The organism is Parabacteroides sp. AT13 (genome assembly GCF_002272965.1).
GTDB lineage: Bacteria > Bacteroidota > Bacteroidia > Bacteroidales > Tannerellaceae > Parabacteroides > Parabacteroides distasonis.
In genome coordinates, this window is sequence record NZ_NQMH01000002.1 from 884,681 (window position 1) to 902,570 (window position 17,890).

Sequence of the window (17,890 nt, forward strand, 5' to 3'; positions counted from 1 at the left end):
TAACTATATATGAATTATCCTCTATTTTTGCATACAGAATTATTGATTAAATACGTACGGCTTATGGATAAGATACTTAACTTAGATAGTGTAGACCTATATAACAAACTATACGGCCTCGAAACCCTAAATCCGCTTGTCAGTGTCATAGATTTGAATAAAGCGACGAGTAGTGTAGATCTCATCCGCTTCAATTACGGCATCTACGCACTGTATCTAAAACTAGAGAAAGCCTGCGATATCAAATACGGACGCCAGACATACGATTACCAAGAAGGCACGATCGTTTGCTTCGCCCCCGGACAAACTGCGGAAACAAATCCGACAACCGATAAAGTCCAAGTAAACGCACATGGTATTCTTTTCCATCCCGATTTACTGCGTGGAACGTCACTCGGAAAGAATATAAAGAAATATACGTTCTTTTCTTACGAGGTAAACGAGGCGTTGCATCTCTCGGAAGAAGAAAGATCTATCGTGATGGATTGCCTGAAGATCATCCGTATGGAACTGGAACATGGCGTGGATAAACATAGTAAAACCTTACTTGTAAACCATATCGAACTGCTGCTTAATTATTGTATGCGTTTTTATGAAAGGCAGTTCATCACCCGAGGCAAGACAAACCGGGATGTGCTGACACGTTTCGAAAACCTGTTGGATGAGTATTTCGAAAGTACACTCGCCGAACAGGACGGATTGCCTACGGTGAAATACTTTGCCGACAAGCTTTGCCTCTCATCGAACTATTTCGGTGACATGTTCAAGAAGGAAACCGGCAAATCACCGCAGGAATACATCCAAGAGAAAGTAATCGAGCTAGCCAAAGAACGTATCTCCGGCACGGCGGACACAGTCAGCCAAATCGCATATTCCCTCGGTTTCCAATATCCGCAGCACTTCTGTCGGCTATTCAAGAAACGGGTAGGGTACACGCCAAGTGAATACCGTGCGCAGATCGGTCTATCAACGAATCTATAGAAGGCGTTCAAGAAGATGTTAGATATTAAGACTGTATATGAATGTAACCGGTGCTTGGGATGCAAGACGCTGCACCCACAAGTAAGCCTCATCAATCTAGAGAGCCCGAACCTAGAGCAAGAGGCCGTAAAGTTCGAGTTCTACGCGATCCTCTTGATAGAAGACTGCCCGGACGGTTGCTATTGTTGCGGACGTAAGTATTACGATTATTCCAACGCTACGATGGTGTTTCTTACACCCGGTGAGATTTTCCGCATGAGCGAGAATAATACGCTACCCAACAAAGGGTACCTTTTAGCGTTCCATCCCGACCTATTGTTCCACACGTCATTGGACAACCCTATTAAGAACTATACCTTCTTCGCTTATCACAAAGAAGAGGCTCTGCATCTCTCTCAACGTGAGACAGCCAAAGTTACGTGTTGTCTGGAAAACATCGAGGACGAGCTTCACCATGCCATCGATACGCACAGTGGTACCATTCTATCCCGCCACATTGAATTATTATTGGATTATTGTACACGCTATTATGAGCGACAGTTCATTACCCGGGAAAATAAGAACAAGGCTATCTTGGAGAAATTGGAAAGGCTCCTCGACGAGTATATCATTTCCGGTAAATTAGAGAACGGCCAGCTACCCACCGCCGAATATTGTACGGCAGAACTGGACCTTTCTGTCGCTTACTTCAACGACCTGTTAAGATTCGAGACCGGCAAAACACTGGAGGAATATTTTCAGTTCAAACGATTGAGCGTGGCTAAGACAATGCTACTGAAAAACGGTAATACTCCCGCTTTGGTAGCACGACAATTAGGTTATCCGAACGTACAGTATTTCAGCCTTATATTTAAGAAGATCACAGGTATCGCTCCCTGTGAATATCCATATGCGCAAAACTAAGAAACGGAAGGAATGACCTCCTTCCGTTTCTTAGAATGACATTATTTTCCTAGCTTCTTTTCCAGCATCTTCATAAAATATCCCCCGACAACCGAACGGGCTTGAAAACCTCGTTGCGTACCATCGGAAGTAAAATGCCAATCGCTTAGAGGAACACGTGAAGTCGTCTCGTTGGCGTAGTTCCAGACCGGAACCATCAGCGCATTGAAATCCTCCATCGATCCGGTCAAACAAGCGGACCATAAAATCCAGTCGGACTTCGTATAATCCTCCCGGTTATCCAACGGCAAACCATATTTATTTTGTTTTGTCTTGTAATAAGCCATTTCCGTAGCGGCAACCTCTTTTGGGAAGATATTCAAGCCCAGCAAGCGATCCCAGACCAGATTATATTTTTGGCTCCAAGTGCCCGGCTTATCGAAAGTCAGGCGGTAATGATCACCATCGTTCGCCATCTTCACCCACTTAGCGGCCATCTCACGGGCGACTTCCGTATATTGTCTAGCGATATCGGCCTTACCTAACATCTCCGCCAATTTTCCGTAGCCGGCAACTCCCATAATTGCCTTGATGGACAAGTTCGTGTTATGGGCGAAATGTCCGGCAAAATCATCCGTACAAAGTTGGTTCTTCGGATCAAGGCCTTCCTTCAACAAGTAATTCGCCCATGTAGTCAAGACCTCCCAATGTTGGGCGGCATAATCAGCATTGCCATCCACTATTGCTATAGCGGTCGCTAGCACAAGCATATTACCACTTTCTTCCACGGGCATATCGCCACCATAGGTTTGACCGTTCGCAACCGGATAGGTACCCACATCGTGAGCCGGAAAAGGTTTCTTCCATTGTCCGCTCTCGCTATAATAGAAAATGGGATTCATCATTCCCTTCAATAAATCCGTGTTGTATACTAAGAATAAGGGGGCGGAAGGATACGTAATATCCACTGTTCCGATAGAACCGTTACTGAAATTTTCTTTCGAAAGGAATAAGAGAGTCCCTTCCTTATCAGTCACCAACTTATGGGCGGCGATCGCCTGCCGATATGCGATAGCGCATAGCTCGGCGTATTTCTTCCCTCCTACGGCACTCGTCTCGCTCATCAAAGAAGAATCGAAGGAACCGCAACGCCGCATCAGATCCTCGTAAGAAGCCTCCCCTTTTTCGAACGCCTGATGAATATCCACCTTTCCGTCGTGCTTCCAATAAGGCATCCGGTTGTCTTGGAAATACTGGATCGAATATAAATCATCGTAACCGATCATCAAATGTCCGGAGACGGTTTCCTTGGAGACCTTGCCGATCGGGTCCGTATAAGCGAGGACTGTCATTTGCTCACGCATATCCGAAGAGAGACTTTGCGATCCAGCCGGTAAATTACCAGTAGTCATGAAAGCTTTCTTCGTAGCATAATACTCGTCGATCGTTGCGGAGACTCCCGGTTTCTTGGGGATAGCCAAATAGAAATATCCCCAGTCAATCCGTACATCATCCCCGGTTTTCGCCAGAACCTCTTGATCGATTGTTCCTGTCTTCAGGTAAATTAAATCAGGGGTTTCCGTTTTCTCGAAAGTCACCTCTTGATCGATCGTATTCACGGCCCATTGCGGCGTGGCTTCCAGGTATAGTTGCACGTCGTGATCTTTACCGTCGATGGAACGGACTTGATAGGTTATATAATTAAACGGAGAAGTCATAGCCTCCAGATCATTCAGCAAGAAAGGAGCCGTGAAAATCAAGTCCAGACTCACGCCACCGCACTCAAAGGTATAGAATGTTTGCGTAGGCATCACGTTCATGGATTTCTGGATCGCTTTCTCATCGAACGTATCTCCTCGTTTCACCTTCCGCATGATTCCCATATCCACATAAGCGCCTCCCCCATTGTTCCGGCAATGAGCGGCCAACACGTTACCCGTAGGCTTCAAGCTCTCCGCCACCGCTTCCGGTATCTCTTTCAGCAAATCATAGTCCAGACCGTTCCCTGCCACGGCGATTTGCTTTCCATTTAGATACACCTCGATATTATCATCATGCGAATATTGGAGGTAGAGGGCATCCTTTTGCTCATCCGAAGGCCAGTCAAACGTACGACGTACCCAGATATCTCCTGTAGACCAAGGCGTGGAACGATTCGGATTATCTTCCGTTCCGAAAGCGGCTTTTCCCCGCTTCCAACTTTTCGGATCATAAGCCTCGGCGAACCAATCGCCGGCAGGCTGAGACATCGTATAATCGGCCTCCCATAAGCCATCCGAGGCCATACCGATCACCGAGGTCACCTGTATATCGTCCATTCCCATGAAACGGTATGACTTACCATCTACTCGTATACCGCCTAGAAGCGGATAATCACGGCCGGTCCAATGCCGTACCGACTCATCATTCAATTGATCGGCAAACGACCATGCGCTTGTATAGGGGTCGATCGTGACCAAAGGAACGGCCGGAGCACGTAAAGAGTTCTCTGCCGCCGCCGTATATACCTCGGAAACTTTCACTTGCGTACAACAAGATAAAGCCATACAACAAGATAAAGCCAATAAATAGTTTCTCATCTGCTTACTTCACGGTTTTATGAATGGCCTCCAGCACGATCTTCTCCATGATCTTATAGCCTTCCAAGGTAGGATGCACACCATCTTTCGACAGGTTAGCGGGCAATCCGTTTCGCTCATCTTTCATGGCGGAATGATAATCCACGTATGTCAAACCATTCTTATCCGCATACTCCTTGATCCATTTATTGAGCTGGATAACCTTATCGGCCGGTTGCATACCCGGTCTCCAAGGAAAATCATAAGCCGGCAATACGGAGCAGAAAATCACCTTGATATGATTTGCCTTCGCCAATTCTGCCATAGAGACCAAGTTCCCAAACACGTTTTCCAAGGCGATCACACCGTTATTGTGAGCGATATCATTGATTCCCGCCAAGATCACCACGGCTTTCGGTTTCAAGTTAATAACGTCTTGGCGAAAACGAACTAGCATCTCCGAGGTTGTCTGTCCGCTGATCCCACGGTCTACGAAGTTATTCCGGATAAAGAAAGTCGAATCCGCCGGCCACCATCCGTCTGTAATGGAGTTCCCCATAAATACCACGTTCGAAGGAACTTTCACGGTCTTGTTAGCCTCCGCATAACGACCAAACTGAGCCCAGTCCCCTTTCTCGGTCTGGGCAAATAACGTAGTGGTAGCCAATAAACAACCCGCTACCAGTAAAGCTTGTTTCATGTTTTTCATATTACTTGATTATAAAATACAAACCAACGATCTTGTTTTCATCAAACAAAAGTAATCAAAATTGTCCACTCACCCATTCACACAAGAAAATATCTTATATTTGCTGTCATTGAAAAATAAAAACATCCGAATATGCTGAAAAAGATTCTTTCCAACACGATCGTACGGTTGATACTGGCCGTCTTGATCGGACTTCTGGTTGGGCTTGCCGTAAACGAGTCTGTGTTAAAAGCGGTCATGATCGTAAAACAAATTACGGGACAGATTATTTTCTTCTTGGTTCCGTTGATCATTCTAGGATTCGTGGCGCCTTCTATCGCCCGCTTGAAAAGCAACGCATCCAAAGTCTTATTATTCGCTTTTAGTATCGCATACCTGTCATCGGTTGGCGCCGCTACCTTTGGCGCCGTTGTGGGTTATGAATTAATACCGCATTTGCATATTCAAACCGCCTCGGAAGGTCTAAAAGACATCCCTCCCATGTTGTTTAATCTAGAGATTCCGCCAGTGATGAGCGTTATGTCGGCATTGGTATTGGCCGTGATGCTGGGACTTTCTACCGCATGGGTTAAATCCGAGGAGATGGAGAGGTTGCTGGAAGTATTCCAGAACATGGTACTTAAATTGGTAGAACGGGTCTTGATGCCGGTCCTGCCGCTTTTCATCGCCGCAAATTTCTGTGTCCTTAGTTATGAGGGGGCGATTACAAAGCAGTTGCCTATCTTTTTATCCGTCCTGTTGATTGTCATCATTTGCCATTACATCTGGTTGACCTTACTGTATGTAGTCGCATCGATCTACTCCCGGAAAAATAGCTGGGGCGTATTGAAATACTACGGACCCGCTTATTTGACAGCCTTAGGCACCATGTCATCCGCCGCCACCTTGGGCACGGCCTTGACCTGCGCCAAGAAAAGCAAGATCTTGCGAGAGGAAGTAATTGACGTGACTGTCCCCCTGTTTGCGAACATCCATCTATGCGGCTCTATCTTGACGGAAGTGTTTTTCGTATTGACTGTCTCGCTAATATTATATGGCAGCATGCCGGACTTCACGACGATGTTCGTATTTATCATCTTGCTTGGTTTCTTCGCGATCGGCGCTCCCGGCGTACCGGGCGGTACGGTGCTCGCCTCATTGGGCCTGATCATCGCTATCCTAGGTTTCGACGAGGCGGGAACGGCATTATTGCTTACGATATTCGCTTTGCAAGATAGCTTCGGTACGGCTTGCAACGTGACGGGAGATGGTGCTCTTACCTTAATCACGGATACGTTCGATCAAGGGCAAACGGGAAAAGCTTCCACAGCTTTATAAGGACAAAACCTCATGGCTATTTTACTGCAACCCGCCTTGCAGTAAGTGGTATCACTTCCTTTTCATTCGATACTCTATGGGTGACTCCCCCGTATGCTTCTTGAAATACCGTCCCAGATAGGATTGGCTGGGAAAGTTCAAGTGGTTCGTTATCTCCTGCACGGTCATTTCCGTGGTACGCAACAACACCTTTGTCTCCAATATGATATGCCGGTCTATAATGGTCTTCGCCGACTCGCCCGCCACTTGCCGGGTGATAGTGGAGAGATAACGGGGAGAGATACAAAGCTCGTTCGCATAGAAAGAGACCTCTTTCTGGTCGAGATAATGGGCATGGATGCAATTGATGAACTTATGGAACAACTCCTCCCCACGGTTGCACCCATTTTGCTGGCGGCTCGAAAAGGAGTACCTTGTCTTATCATACATATTAAGGAAGAAGCATTGCAACTGGTTTTTCACGATCATATCACGGTACACGTTATTCCGATCCATGTAAATCAGCCAAAACAGCCGGATGATCACATTTATGGTCTCCTCCTGATCGGCGGGATGCGTATAGCAAGGGCTATCCTTTATGAAGCGGAAAAAGGGCGGATCCAGCCGGAATACGGCCTCGTCGAACAAGACCTTCGAAAAGGATATATATTGTACCTTGAAATCCTCGCTACTCGCATTCAACGTCAGGATCGTATCCGGTATCAATACGATCACCGTGTTGCGCCGGATATCCCATCGGCTCAAATCGACGGATATATTCGCCGTTCCTTTATAGCAAAATAAGATCATGCCATATCCGCTCTTGTAAGGACGATCCAATAACTCCCTCAAATCGGAATCGCCTATTATGAACGACTCTCCTCTCTCTATCTCAAATGGATTCATATGTCTACTATTTTGCCCGCGAATATAAGAGATCATTAGCATATAACGGATCATTCCATCTCAAAATGAACAATCATCGCCTCATTGTGGAAACAATGGTTCGCCGATAAGCGAGTAGCTTTGCATCCGAAAATATAGGTATTAGTTAAGATGAAAAAGCAAAATCGATTGATGAAGACTGCGATCGCCTTATGGTGTATCGTAGCTATTGGGTGTAAACAAAGCCCTGTAATCCAACAAAGTTCAGGGTATACGACAATGACCGTATTCACTTCGGAGAAAACTTTATCCAATAATTACTCGGCGAGTATACGAGGAAAACAGGACATCGATATTTATCCGCAAGTATCCGGCTTTATTACAAAGCTCTGCGTAACGGAAGGCGAGAGTGTAAAAAAAGGACAAGTCTTATTTATTATTGATCAAGTTCCTTATCAAGCGGCCTTAAACACCGCCATTGCGAACGTAGAGGCCGCTAAGGCATCTGTAGCGACAGCGCAACTGACCTACGACAGTAAACAAGAATTGTATAAAAACAAAGTAGTTTCCGAGTTCGACCTAAAGACCGCCTACAACACTCTACTCTCGGCAAAAGCCCAATTAGCCCAAGCGGAGGCACAAGAGATAAACGCCCGTAACAACCTTTCTTACACGGAAGTGAAAAGCCCCTCGAACGGCGTCATCGGAACCCTGCCTTATCGTGTAGGCGCATTAGTAAGCGCAAACCTGCCCAAACCGCTCACCACGGTATCGGACAATTCCGAGATGTATGTGTATTTCTCCATGACCGAGAATCAGCTATTGGCCTTGACCCGTCAATACGGCTCGAAAGACAAAGCCTTGGAGAATATGCCCGAGATAGAGCTTCAACTGAACGATAAATCGCTTTATCCCCAAACGGGAAAGATCGAGACGATCAGCGGCATTATCGATCAAAACACCGGAACAGTCAGCTTGCGTGCCGCATTCCCGAACGAGGAGCAATTATTGAATAGCGGGGGCTCCGGGAATGTGATCATTCCGGTTACATACGATAACTGCGTCGTAATTCCCCAAGCCGCCACGTTCGAGATCCAAGACCGGGTATTTGTCTTCAAGGTAGTGGACGGCAAGACGCAATCCGCCCCCGTAGAAGTGACCCGTGTGAACGGAGGACAAGAGTATATCGTAAACGCCGGATTGAATAGCGGCGACGTGATCGTAGCCGAAGGCGTAGGTTTATTGCGTGAAGGAACACCGATTGAAGTAAAACAAAATTAAGAACAATGAAAGTTAGCACATTTATAGAACGCCCCGTACTGTCCGCCGTAATTTCCATCACGATTATGGTTGCGGGTATCATCGGGCTTTTCACCTTGCCCGTAGAACAATATCCGGATATCGCCCCTCCTACCGTTATGGTCAGTACGACTTACTTCGGGGCGAATGCCGAGACCATGCAGAAGAGTGTCGTAGCCCCTTTGGAAGAGGCGATCAACGGCGTGGAAGATATGACCTACATGACCTCCACGGCTACCAACTCCGGTACCGCCACGATCACGATCTATTTCCAACAAGGAACCGATCCGGACATGGCCGCCGTAAACGTACAGAACCGTGTATCGAAAGCGACCGGGCAATTGCCGGCCGAGGTTACCCAAGTGGGTGTCACGACTTCCAAGCGCCAGACCAGTATGTTACAGATCTTCTCGCTCTATAGCCCGGACGGTTCTTATGACGAGAACTTCCTCAGTAATTACATCAGCATCAACCTAAAACCAGAGATACTCCGTATCTCCGGAGTCGGCGAGTTGATGGTTATGGGTGGCGATTACAGTATGCGTATCTGGATGAAGCCCGACGTTATGGCCCAATACAAATTGATCCCCTCGGACGTGACCTCCGTGTTGGCCGAGCAAAATATTGAGTCCGCCACGGGTTCTTTAGGCGAGAACTCGGACGAGACGTATCAGTACACCATGAAATATAGCGGACGCCTGCTTACTCCGGAGGAATTCGGCGATATCGTGATCCGCTCCACCGAGGATGGAGAGGTATTGAAGCTAAAAGAGATAGCAGACATTGAGTTAGGAAAGGAGAGTTATGCCTATATCGGACAAACAAACGGTAAGCCGGGTATCTCCTGTATGGTTTTCCAGACAGCCGGATCGAATGCCACGGAGGTGAATAATAAGATCGACGCTTTTCTTGAGGAAGCCTCGAAAGACTTCCCGAAAGGTATCGAGGTCGTAAAATTGATGAGTACGAATGATTTCTTGTACGCCTCGATCCATGAGGTTGTAAAAACCTTGATAGAGGCCATTATCCTCGTTATCCTTGTGGTATATGTCTTCTTGCAGGATATCCGTTCTACGCTGATTCCGTTGGTAGCGATCGTAGTTTCCTTGATCGGTACGTTCGCCTTTATGACGGTCGCCGGATTTAGCATCAACTTGATCACTTTATTCGCTTTGGTATTGGTGATCGGTACGGTGGTGGATGATGCGATCGTTGTTGTAGAGGCAGTCCAAGCTCGGTTCGACGTTGGATATAAGTCCTCTTATATGGCTAGTATGGACGCGATGAAAGGATTGACATCCGCCATCGTCTCTACTTCATTGGTATTTATGGGCGTGTTTATTCCGGTATCCTTCATGAGCGGTACATCCGGTACGTTCTATACGCAGTTCGGCTTGACGATGGCGGCGGCCGTAGGTATCTCTACCGTTAACGCGTTAACGTTAAGCCCGGCGCTTTGCGCTATCTTATTGAAGCCTTACATCAACGAGGACGGCACCCAAAAGAATAACTTCGCCGCACGTTTCCGTAAGGCGTTCAACGCCGCATTCGATTCGGTCATCAAGAAATATAAGCACGGGGTGTTGTTCTTTATCAAGCGGAAATGGCTGGCTTGGTCGCTGTTGGCATGCTCCATCGTATTACTTATCGTCTTGATGAACACGACAAAATCCAGCTTGGTGCCCGATGAGGATCAAGGTACGGTCTTTGTCAACGTAAGTACGGCCTCCGGAAGCTCCTTGGCTACGACTAACAAGATCATGACGAATATCGAGCAACGGATCAACCAGATTCCACAGCTTCAATCTTATTCCAAGGTTTCCGGTTATGGTTTGCTGGCCGGACAAGGTAGCTCTTTCGGTATGTTCATCTTGAAACTAAAACATTGGGATGAGCGCCCGGACAAGGAAGATAACGTACAAGCCGTGATCGGACAGGTATATGGCCGTACAGCAGATATCAAGGACGCTACGATTTTCGCCATCGCCCCCGCCATGATCCCCGGATATGGTATGGGTAACGCATTGGAAATGCATACGCAAGACAAGGCCGGTGGAGACTTAACGACCTTCTTTAACACGACCCAGCAATATCTCGCAGCCTTGCGTGAACGGCCCGAGATCGCTACGGCTTACTCTACCTTCGATATCAAGTACCCGCAATGGCGCGTGGATGTGGACGCGGCGAAATGCAAGCGGGCCGGAATCACTCCGGATGCTGTTCTATCAACCCTTTCCGGTTATTACGGAGGGCAATATGTGTCGAATATCAACCGCTTCTCGAAGGTGTATAAGGTGATGATACAGTCCGATCCTAAATATCGTCTGGATGAGACCTCCTTGAATAATACGTTCGTACGCATGTCGAACGGCGAGATGGCACCGCTTAGTCAGTTTATCACCTTGACCAAGGTATACGGTGCCGAATCTTTAGCCCGTTTCAATATGTATAATTCGATCGCCGTCAATGCCGTACCGGCCAATGGATATAGCTCCGGGGATGCTATCAAAGCGGTAAAAGAGACAGCGGTCACTTCGCTCCCGAAAGGGTATGGCTACGACTTCGGTAGTATCACCCGTGAGGAGAACCAGCAGAGTAATACGACCATTATCATCTCCAGTATCTGTATCTTGATGATTTATTTGATCCTAAGTGCCTTGTACGAGAGTTTTCTTGTTCCTTTCGCCGTGATTCTTTCCGTACCGATGGGTTTGATGGGTAGTTTCTTGTTCGCTAAGTTCATGGGATTGGAGAATAACATTTATCTGCAAACCGGTCTGATCATGTTGATCGGGTTGTTGGCGAAGACCGCCATCTTATTGACGGAGTACGCTACCCAGCGCCGCTTGTCCGGCATGAGCCTGACCTCGGCCGCTCTTAGCGCGGCGAAGGTTCGTCTGCGCCCGATCTTGATGACCGCTCTTACGATGATATTCGGTTTGCTGCCATTGATCGTTTCCAACGGCGTAGGCGCTAATGGAAACCGCTCGTTGGGAACCGGTGCCGTTGGCGGTATGTTGATCGGTACATTGGCTTTGTTATTTATCGTGCCTTGCTTATTCATCACGTTCCAATACCTGCAAGAGAAACTACGCCCGATCCAATTCGAGCGTTCCCTTGATTGGCAGGTGCAAGAAGAGGTAAAAGAGGCCGCCGAAGAAAGAAAAGAATATTTAGATAGCAAGAAATAATCTATCCAGTTGTATATATATAATGTATATGAAGAATAACATCATACTCTTTGCCGTAGCGACGCTAGCGTTGAATAGCTGCGGCATTTACAAGAAATACGAGCCTGTCGCCACCCTCCCGGAGAATCTATACCGGGAGGAGATAACCCCGGCAGATACCTTCTCCATCGGGAATATCAGTTGGCGGGACCTGTTCACCGATCCGGCCTTGCAATCCTTGATCGAACGGGGATTAGCCAATAATACAGATCTGCGGATCGCCCATCTAAAGGTACAAGAAGCCGAGGCGGCGTTAATGACCTCCCGCCTCTCCTACCTCCCGTCGCTCTCCCTAGATCCACAGGGCACGACAAGTAGTTTCAATAAGGCAAAAGCGTCGTGGACATACAACGTCCCGGTATCGGCCAGTTGGGAGATCGATATCTTCGGCCGGCTGACAAACGCCAAACGACAAGCAAAAGCCGCCTTGTCGCAAAGCCAAGCGTATAGCCAAGCCGTACAAACACAACTGATCGCCAACATCGCCAATTTATATTATACCCTATTGATGCTGGATCGGCAATACGAGATCACGACGGAAACCGCCGTGAGATGGCAAGAGAGCCTTCGTGCCACCCAAGCGTTAATGGCAGCCGGCATGACTACCGAGGCGGCCGTATCGCAAACCGAGGCTACTTGCTACTCCATCGAGACCTCTGTTAAGGATCTGGAACAGACCATCCGGGAGACCGAGAATACGCTTGCCGTCTTATTGGGAGAGACACCTCAGGATATTGAGCGAGGAAGATTGGAAGAGCAGTCCTTGACCCCGGATCTGGCGATCGGCATCCCGGTGCAGCTGCTATCGAACCGTCCGGATGTACGTAGCGCCGAGTACGCATTGGCGCAAGCGTTCTACGGGACAGCCTCCGCACGCTCCAATTTTTATCCCTCGCTACGTCTTAGCGGCAGCGCAGGGTGGACAAACAGCGCAGGCAGTTACATCGTAAATCCGGGTAAACTATTACTATCGGCGGTCGGCTCCCTCACGCAACCGCTATTTAACAAAGGAGCGAATATCGCCCAATTGAAAATAGCGAAAGCGCAGCAAGAGGAGGCCAAGCTCACTTTCCAACAAACCGTGCTCAACGCCGGAAAAGAGGTGAACGACGCACTTACCCAAGCCCAGACCGCAAAGGGAAAGATCGACTTGCGTACACACCAAATCGAATCGCTTGAAGATGCCGTGCGTAGCACCCAATTGCTGATGACGCATGGAAACACTACTTATTTGGAAGTGCTCACGGCACAGCAAACCCTGCTCAGCGCCCAGCTCTCCCAAGTAACGGATCGTTTTGACGAGCTTCAAGCCACCGTAAACCTCTACCAAGCCTTAGGAGGAGGCAGACATTAAAGAGAGTCCTTTCAGACTTGTATATAATTATGATTGTAACCTCCTTTTGTGCGTGACGCATAGAAGGAGGTAAAAAAATACCCGGTTTATGGTATATGCCGTAAACAATCCATCCACTATCTTTGTCATATAAATAAAAGAATCCAGAAACAACAAAATTCATTTGTATATGGCAAGAATAGCAAGACAACTGACCGACCTTGTCGGCAACACTCCCCTGTTGGAGTTCTCTAATTTCAACGCGAGCAAGGGCCTTAAAGCCCAAGTAATCGGCAAGCTGGAATATTTCAACCCGGCTGGTAGCGTAAAAGACCGCATCGCCTTGGCGATGATCGAGGACGCCGAGGCTAAAGGCTTGTTGAGACCCGGCGCTACCATTATCGAACCGACCAGCGGTAATACCGGAGTCGGACTCGCTTTTGTCTCCGCCTCGAAAGGCTACAAATTAATCCTGACCATGCCGGATACCATGAGTGCCGAGCGTCGTAACTTATTGAAAGCGTTAGGTGCCCAGCTCGTCCTCACCCCCGGGGCGGAAGGCATGAAAGGAGCCATCGCCAAAGCGGAGGAACTGCGTGATGCGACTCCCGGTTCCATCATCCTACAACAATTCGAGAATCCCGCTAACCCGGCCGTACATATCCGTACGACCGCCGAAGAGATCTGGCGTGATACGGATGGTAAAGTCGATCTGTTTGTAGCCGGCGTAGGAACCGGAGGCACGGTCAGCGGTGTCGGTGCCGGATTGAAAGCTCACAACCCGAACGTACAAATCGTAGCGGTAGAGCCTAGCGATTCACCGGTACTTTCCGGAGGCAAGCCCGGCCCGCACAAGATACAGGGCATCGGAGCCGGCTTTATCCCCAAGACCTACAACGGGGAGGTAGTTGACAAGATCCTGCAAGTAACGAACGATGATGCGATCCGTACCAGCCGGGAACTGGCCGGGAAGGAAGGGTTGCTGGTAGGAATATCTTCCGGAGCCGCCGTATACGCCGCCGTGGAACTAGCTAAACTTCCGGAGAATGAGGGAAAAACGATCGTGGCGTTGCTTCCGGACACAGGAGAAAGGTATCTCTCCACGGTTCTATATGCTTTCGAGGAATATCCTCTATAGGCTTTTATCGGTTTATCTGATGTCATAGAATCTGAGTCGAAAACACTATAGTGTTTGTGGATAAACACAATAGTATTCAGACTAAAACACTACTGTATTCGTGCACAAATACAGTAGTGTTTTTTACAGATTACAAGAGCCCTTTCGTACTCGGTAGCTCAAACCGATAAATATCTCGTCGGATCGCCATCTTGATCGAGCGGGCCAAAGCCTTGAAGATACCTTCTATCTTATGATGCTCGTTCGTACCCTCGGCACGGATATTCAAATTCATGCGGGCAGCGTCGCTCAAGCTCTTGAAGAAATGGAGGAACATCTCCGTAGGCATATCCCCTACTTTCTCACGGTGGAACTCAGCGTCCCAAACCAACCAAGGACGGCCACCGAAATCCAGCGCCACGCTACACAAGCAATCGTCCATCGGAAGGCAATACCCATAACGCTCGATCCCTCGCTTATCACCCAGCGCTTTCAGCATGGCCTCGCCAAGGGCGATCGCCGTGTCCTCTATCGTATGATGCTCATCGACTTCCAAGTCGCCTTTTACCCGTACCGTCAGGTCCGTACCGGAATGCTTACCGATCTGGTCCAACATATGATCGAAGAAACCAAGCCCGGTAGAGATCGATGTCTTTCCGGTTCCATCCAGATTCCAGTCCACATAAATATCCGTCTCCTTCGTGGCACGCCGTACGACAGCACGACGCTCGCCAGCAAACAGATACTCGGTGATTTTATCCCAATCATCCGTGATATAGGCGGGAGACAATGAAGTAGCGTAAGCCGCCAACTCACTCTCTGCTCCCTCCTCCGGGCGCAACCAGATACCTTTAGCGCCCAGATTATGGGCCAACTCCATATCCGTAAGGCGGTCTCCGATCACAAAGCTATTCTCCAGATCGTATTCACCTGTCATATATTTCGTAAGCATTCCCGTACGAGGCTTACGATTCGGAGAATTATCCTCGGGAAAGGAAGGATCGATCAATATATCATCAAACACGATCCCCTCGCCTTCCAGTGTTTTTAGGATCAAGTTATGGGCAGGCCAGAAAGTCTCCTCCGGGAAAGAGGGCGTACCCAGCCCATCTTGGTTGGAGACCATCACGAACTCGAAATCCAACCGCTCACGAATGAAATAGAGGTTACGCATCACCTTCGGGACAAACTCTAGTTTCTCCAAGCTATCCAATTGATAATCTACGGGCGGCTCTTTTACAAGCGTGCCGTCCCGGTCGATAAACAACGCTCTTTTCCTCGTGCTCATAATTTCATGTTTTTCATCGCGTTCAATAAGCTATCATTCTCTTTCGGCGTACCGATCGTAATACGAAGGCAACCCCGGCATTTCTGCACGTTACTACGGTTACGCACTACGATCCCTTTCTTCACGAGCCCATTATACATGGCATCCGCCTTGGCGACATTCACCAACAAGAAATTAGCGTCCGAAGGATATACTTGATAGGAGAAAGGAGGCTCGGACAGGATCTTCTCCAGCCGGTTACGCTCCGTGAGGATCTCGTTCACTTGGTGCTTCATGGTCGCCTCGTCGTTCAAGAGCTCCAAAGCTTTCTCCTGTGTAAGCTGGTTGACGTTATACGGATATTTGATCTTATTCAAGACACCGATAATCTCCGGAGAGGCGAATGCCATACCCAAACGAATACCCGCCGCTCCCCACGCTTTCGACAAGGTTTGAAGAACGATCAGATTCGGGAACCCGGATAATTCCTTCAAGAAAGAGGGATAAGCGGAGAAGTCGATATAAGCCTCATCGATCACCACGATTCCCTCATAATTCTTCAAGATCTTATAGATCGAGCCACGATCCAGACTGTTGCCACTAGGGTTATTCGGAGAACATAGGAAGATCACTTTTGTCCACTCGTCCGCCGATTCCAATACGGCTTCCGCATCCAAATCAAAGTTTTCGTCCAAAGAAACCTTACGGCATTCCACGTTATTTACATTCGCTGCCACCTCATACATGCCATACGACGGCGAGATCGTCACTACACTATCCAACCCCGGCTCGCAAAAAGCACGGATCACCAGATCGATGGCCTCGTCACTGCCATTGCCCAAGAAGATCGAGCTACGGTCCACGCCTTTCAACACGGCCAGACGATCCTTCAATTTCCACTGCAAGGGATCGGGATAACGGTTATACGGCATATTCCACGGATTCTCATTCGCGTCCAGAAAAACGGAGGCATCCCCATGAAACTCATCACGTGCGGATGAATACGGTTTCAAATTCCAGACATTCGGTCTTACTAAATCTTTTAGGTCTTTCATATCGTGTTCAATCTAATTGTTACTGCGTTGCGGTGAGCATCCAGCTGCTCGTTGGCCGCCATGGTTTGGATCGTACTACCCAAGGCACGGATACCATCGGAAGTGATCTCTTGGAAAGTGATCTTCTTGATGAAACTATCCAAGTTCACGCCGCTATATGCCTTGGCATAGCCGTTGGTCGGCAAGGTATGATTCGTGCCGGAAGCATAATCGCCTGCGCTTTCCGGAGTATATGGACCCATAAAGACACTGCCGGCGTTCTCGATTCGCTCCGCGATAGCGGTGTAATCCGCCGTCTGGATAATCAAGTGTTCGGGAGCGTATTGGTTCGTGAAGTCTACGACTTCCCGCGAATCTTTCAATACGATGATACGGCTGTGCGCTAATGATTTCTCGGTAATTTCCTTTCGAGGCAAACGATCGAGTTGCTCTTGGATGGCACGGGCCACGGGTTCCACGATCGTTTCCGAAGCGGTTACGAGGATCGCTTGGCTATCCACTCCATGCTCGGCCTGCGAGAGGAAATCGGCGGCGATAAAATCGGGATTCGCCGTCTCGTCCGCGATCACCTCTACCTCGGATGGTCCGGCGGGCATATCAATGGCGACCTCTTTCAGGCTTACTAATTGCTTTGCCGCCGTCACGTATTGATTACCGGGGCCAAAGATCTTATACACCTTGGGGACCGATTCCGTCCCATAGGCCATCGCCGCTATCGCTTGGATTCCTCCAGCCTTGAATATCTTACTTACACCTGCGACCTCTGCGGCGAACAGGATAGCGGGATGTACTTTCCCTTCCCGGTTCGGTGGCGTACATAATACGATCTCCTTGCAGCCGGCGATACGTGCGGGCACTGCCAACATCAATACCGTGGAAAACAAAGGCGCCGTTCCGCCCGGAATATATAAACCGACTTTCTCAATCGCTACCGCTTTCTGCCAACAAGTGACTCCCGGGGTAGTCTCCACTTTCTTTCCCTCGAAACGCTGCGAGGCATGGAACTTCTCGATATTCGCCTTTGCCGTACGGATCGCCTGTTTCAAGTCCTCAGCGACCAAGGCATCCGCTTCCCGCATCTCCTCTTCCGAGACTTGAAGGGAAGAAAGCTGCACCTTATCAAACTTTTCCTCATACGCTTTTACGGCGATGTCACCCTGCTCACGTACCTCGTCCAATACCGTACGGACCGTATCGAACAAGGTGGTTACATCCAACGCGGGACGTTTGATTAGTGAGCTCCATTCCTCACGTCCGGGATATTTTATAATCTCCATA

13 protein-coding genes are annotated in these 17,890 nt (G+C 48.5%); 7 read left to right on the top strand and 6 right to left on the bottom strand.

What is annotated here, in order from left to right; genetic code table 11:
* Positions 1-63 precede the first annotated feature (63 nt).
* Both CI959_RS18100 and CI959_RS18105 read left to right on the top strand, forming a co-directional pair.
* Positions 64-981 (top strand): AraC family transcriptional regulator, encoded by a 918-nt coding sequence (locus CI959_RS18100; protein ID WP_005857168.1) that lies wholly within the window; start codon positions 64-66, stop codon positions 979-981.
* A 15-nt stretch (positions 982-996) separates the two neighbouring features.
* The gene (locus tag CI959_RS18105) at positions 997-1,884 is read left to right on the top strand and encodes an AraC family transcriptional regulator (RefSeq protein ID WP_005857170.1); all 888 of its coding nucleotides are present in this window, start codon (positions 997-999) and stop codon (positions 1,882-1,884) included.
* A 41-nt stretch (positions 1,885-1,925) separates the two neighbouring features.
* Here CI959_RS18105 and CI959_RS18110 read toward each other — a convergent pair whose 3' ends face one another.
* A complete protein-coding gene (locus CI959_RS18110; protein ID WP_057317682.1) occupies positions 1,926-4,442 on the bottom strand; it encodes a DUF4965 domain-containing protein in 2,517 nt (838 codons plus the stop codon).
* A gap of 4 nt (positions 4,443-4,446) precedes the next feature.
* Positions 4,447-5,130 carry an SGNH/GDSL hydrolase family protein gene (locus CI959_RS18115; protein WP_005857175.1) on the bottom strand — a complete coding sequence of 228 codons (684 nt, stop codon included), beginning with the start codon at positions 5,128-5,130 and terminating at the stop codon, positions 4,447-4,449.
* Between the two features lie 132 nt (positions 5,131-5,262).
* Between CI959_RS18115 and CI959_RS18120 the strand changes: the two genes are divergently transcribed.
* Positions 5,263-6,447 (top strand): dicarboxylate/amino acid:cation symporter, encoded by a 1,185-nt coding sequence (locus tag CI959_RS18120; RefSeq protein ID WP_011966264.1) that lies wholly within the window; start codon positions 5,263-5,265, stop codon positions 6,445-6,447.
* 51 nt (positions 6,448-6,498) lie between these two features.
* On the opposite strand, the gene CI959_RS18125 is transcribed toward CI959_RS18120, so the two are convergent.
* Positions 6,499-7,332 carry a helix-turn-helix domain-containing protein gene (locus tag CI959_RS18125; protein WP_005857181.1) on the bottom strand — a complete coding sequence of 278 codons (834 nt, stop codon included), beginning with the start codon at positions 7,330-7,332 and terminating at the stop codon, positions 6,499-6,501.
* 171 nt (positions 7,333-7,503) lie between these two features.
* Here CI959_RS18125 and CI959_RS18130 point away from each other — a divergent pair, with 171 nt between their 5' ends.
* The 4 genes from CI959_RS18130 to cysK all read left to right on the top strand — a co-directional run bounded on the left by CI959_RS18130 (position 7,504) and on the right by cysK (position 14,311).
* On the top strand, positions 7,504-8,592 hold the full coding sequence (locus tag CI959_RS18130) for an efflux RND transporter periplasmic adaptor subunit (RefSeq protein ID WP_230327275.1): 1,089 nt from the start codon (positions 7,504-7,506) through the stop codon (positions 8,590-8,592).
* Positions 8,593-8,597: 5 nt separating this feature from the next.
* Positions 8,598-11,801: an efflux RND transporter permease subunit gene (locus CI959_RS18135; RefSeq protein WP_057317684.1), complete on the top strand. Its 3,204-nt coding sequence runs from the start codon at positions 8,598-8,600 to the stop codon at positions 11,799-11,801.
* Between the two features lie 28 nt (positions 11,802-11,829).
* Positions 11,830-13,194 (top strand): efflux transporter outer membrane subunit, encoded by a 1,365-nt coding sequence (locus tag CI959_RS18140; protein WP_057317691.1) that lies wholly within the window; start codon positions 11,830-11,832, stop codon positions 13,192-13,194.
* 169 nt (positions 13,195-13,363) lie between these two features.
* Complete coding sequence (gene cysK / locus CI959_RS18145) at positions 13,364-14,311, top strand: cysteine synthase A (RefSeq protein ID WP_034526981.1); 948 nt, start codon at positions 13,364-13,366, stop codon at positions 14,309-14,311.
* A 130-nt stretch (positions 14,312-14,441) separates the two neighbouring features.
* Here the strand turns inward: cysK and hisB are convergent, their stop codons facing one another.
* The 3 genes from hisB to hisD are packed head-to-tail and all read right to left on the bottom strand — an operon-like array spanning position 14,442 to position 17,889.
* Entirely contained in the window at positions 14,442-15,578 is a 1,137-nt protein-coding gene (gene hisB / locus CI959_RS18150; RefSeq protein WP_008772239.1) for a bifunctional histidinol-phosphatase/imidazoleglycerol-phosphate dehydratase HisB, read from the bottom strand.
* A complete protein-coding gene (gene hisC / locus CI959_RS18155; RefSeq protein ID WP_005857193.1) occupies positions 15,575-16,612 on the bottom strand; it encodes a histidinol-phosphate transaminase in 1,038 nt (345 codons plus the stop codon). Before hisC ends, hisB begins: the two co-directional genes overlap by 4 nt.
* The gene (gene hisD / locus CI959_RS18160; RefSeq protein WP_057317685.1) at positions 16,609-17,889 is read right to left on the bottom strand and encodes a histidinol dehydrogenase; all 1,281 of its coding nucleotides are present in this window, start codon (positions 17,887-17,889) and stop codon (positions 16,609-16,611) included. Before hisD ends, hisC begins: the two co-directional genes overlap by 4 nt.
* Between the last annotated feature and the right edge of the window lies 1 nt (position 17,890).

Bases quoted from the DNA above. Each gene is read 5' to 3' on its own strand.
- CI959_RS18100 (WP_005857168.1), top strand. From the start codon at position 64: ATGGATAAGATACTTAACTTAGATAGTGTAGACCTATATAACAAACTA.
- CI959_RS18105 (WP_005857170.1), top strand. From the start codon at position 997: ATGTTAGATATTAAGACTGTATATGAATGTAACCGGTGCTTGGGATGC.
- CI959_RS18110 (WP_057317682.1), bottom strand. From the start codon at position 4,442: ATGAGAAACTATTTATTGGCTTTATCTTGTTGTATGGCTTTATCTTGT.
- CI959_RS18115 (WP_005857175.1), bottom strand. From the start codon at position 5,130: ATGAAAAACATGAAACAAGCTTTACTGGTAGCGGGTTGTTTATTGGCT.
- CI959_RS18120 (WP_011966264.1), top strand. From the start codon at position 5,263: ATGCTGAAAAAGATTCTTTCCAACACGATCGTACGGTTGATACTGGCC.
- CI959_RS18125 (WP_005857181.1), bottom strand. From the start codon at position 7,332: ATGAATCCATTTGAGATAGAGAGAGGAGAGTCGTTCATAATAGGCGAT.
- CI959_RS18130 (WP_230327275.1), top strand. From the start codon at position 7,504: ATGAAGACTGCGATCGCCTTATGGTGTATCGTAGCTATTGGGTGTAAA.
- CI959_RS18135 (WP_057317684.1), top strand. From the start codon at position 8,598: ATGAAAGTTAGCACATTTATAGAACGCCCCGTACTGTCCGCCGTAATT.
- CI959_RS18140 (WP_057317691.1), top strand. From the start codon at position 11,830: ATGAAGAATAACATCATACTCTTTGCCGTAGCGACGCTAGCGTTGAAT.
- cysK (WP_034526981.1), top strand. From the start codon at position 13,364: ATGGCAAGAATAGCAAGACAACTGACCGACCTTGTCGGCAACACTCCC.
- hisB (WP_008772239.1), bottom strand. From the start codon at position 15,578: ATGAGCACGAGGAAAAGAGCGTTGTTTATCGACCGGGACGGCACGCTT.
- hisC (WP_005857193.1), bottom strand. From the start codon at position 16,612: ATGAAAGACCTAAAAGATTTAGTAAGACCGAATGTCTGGAATTTGAAA.
- hisD (WP_057317685.1), bottom strand. From the start codon at position 17,889: ATGGAGATTATAAAATATCCCGGACGTGAGGAATGGAGCTCACTAATC.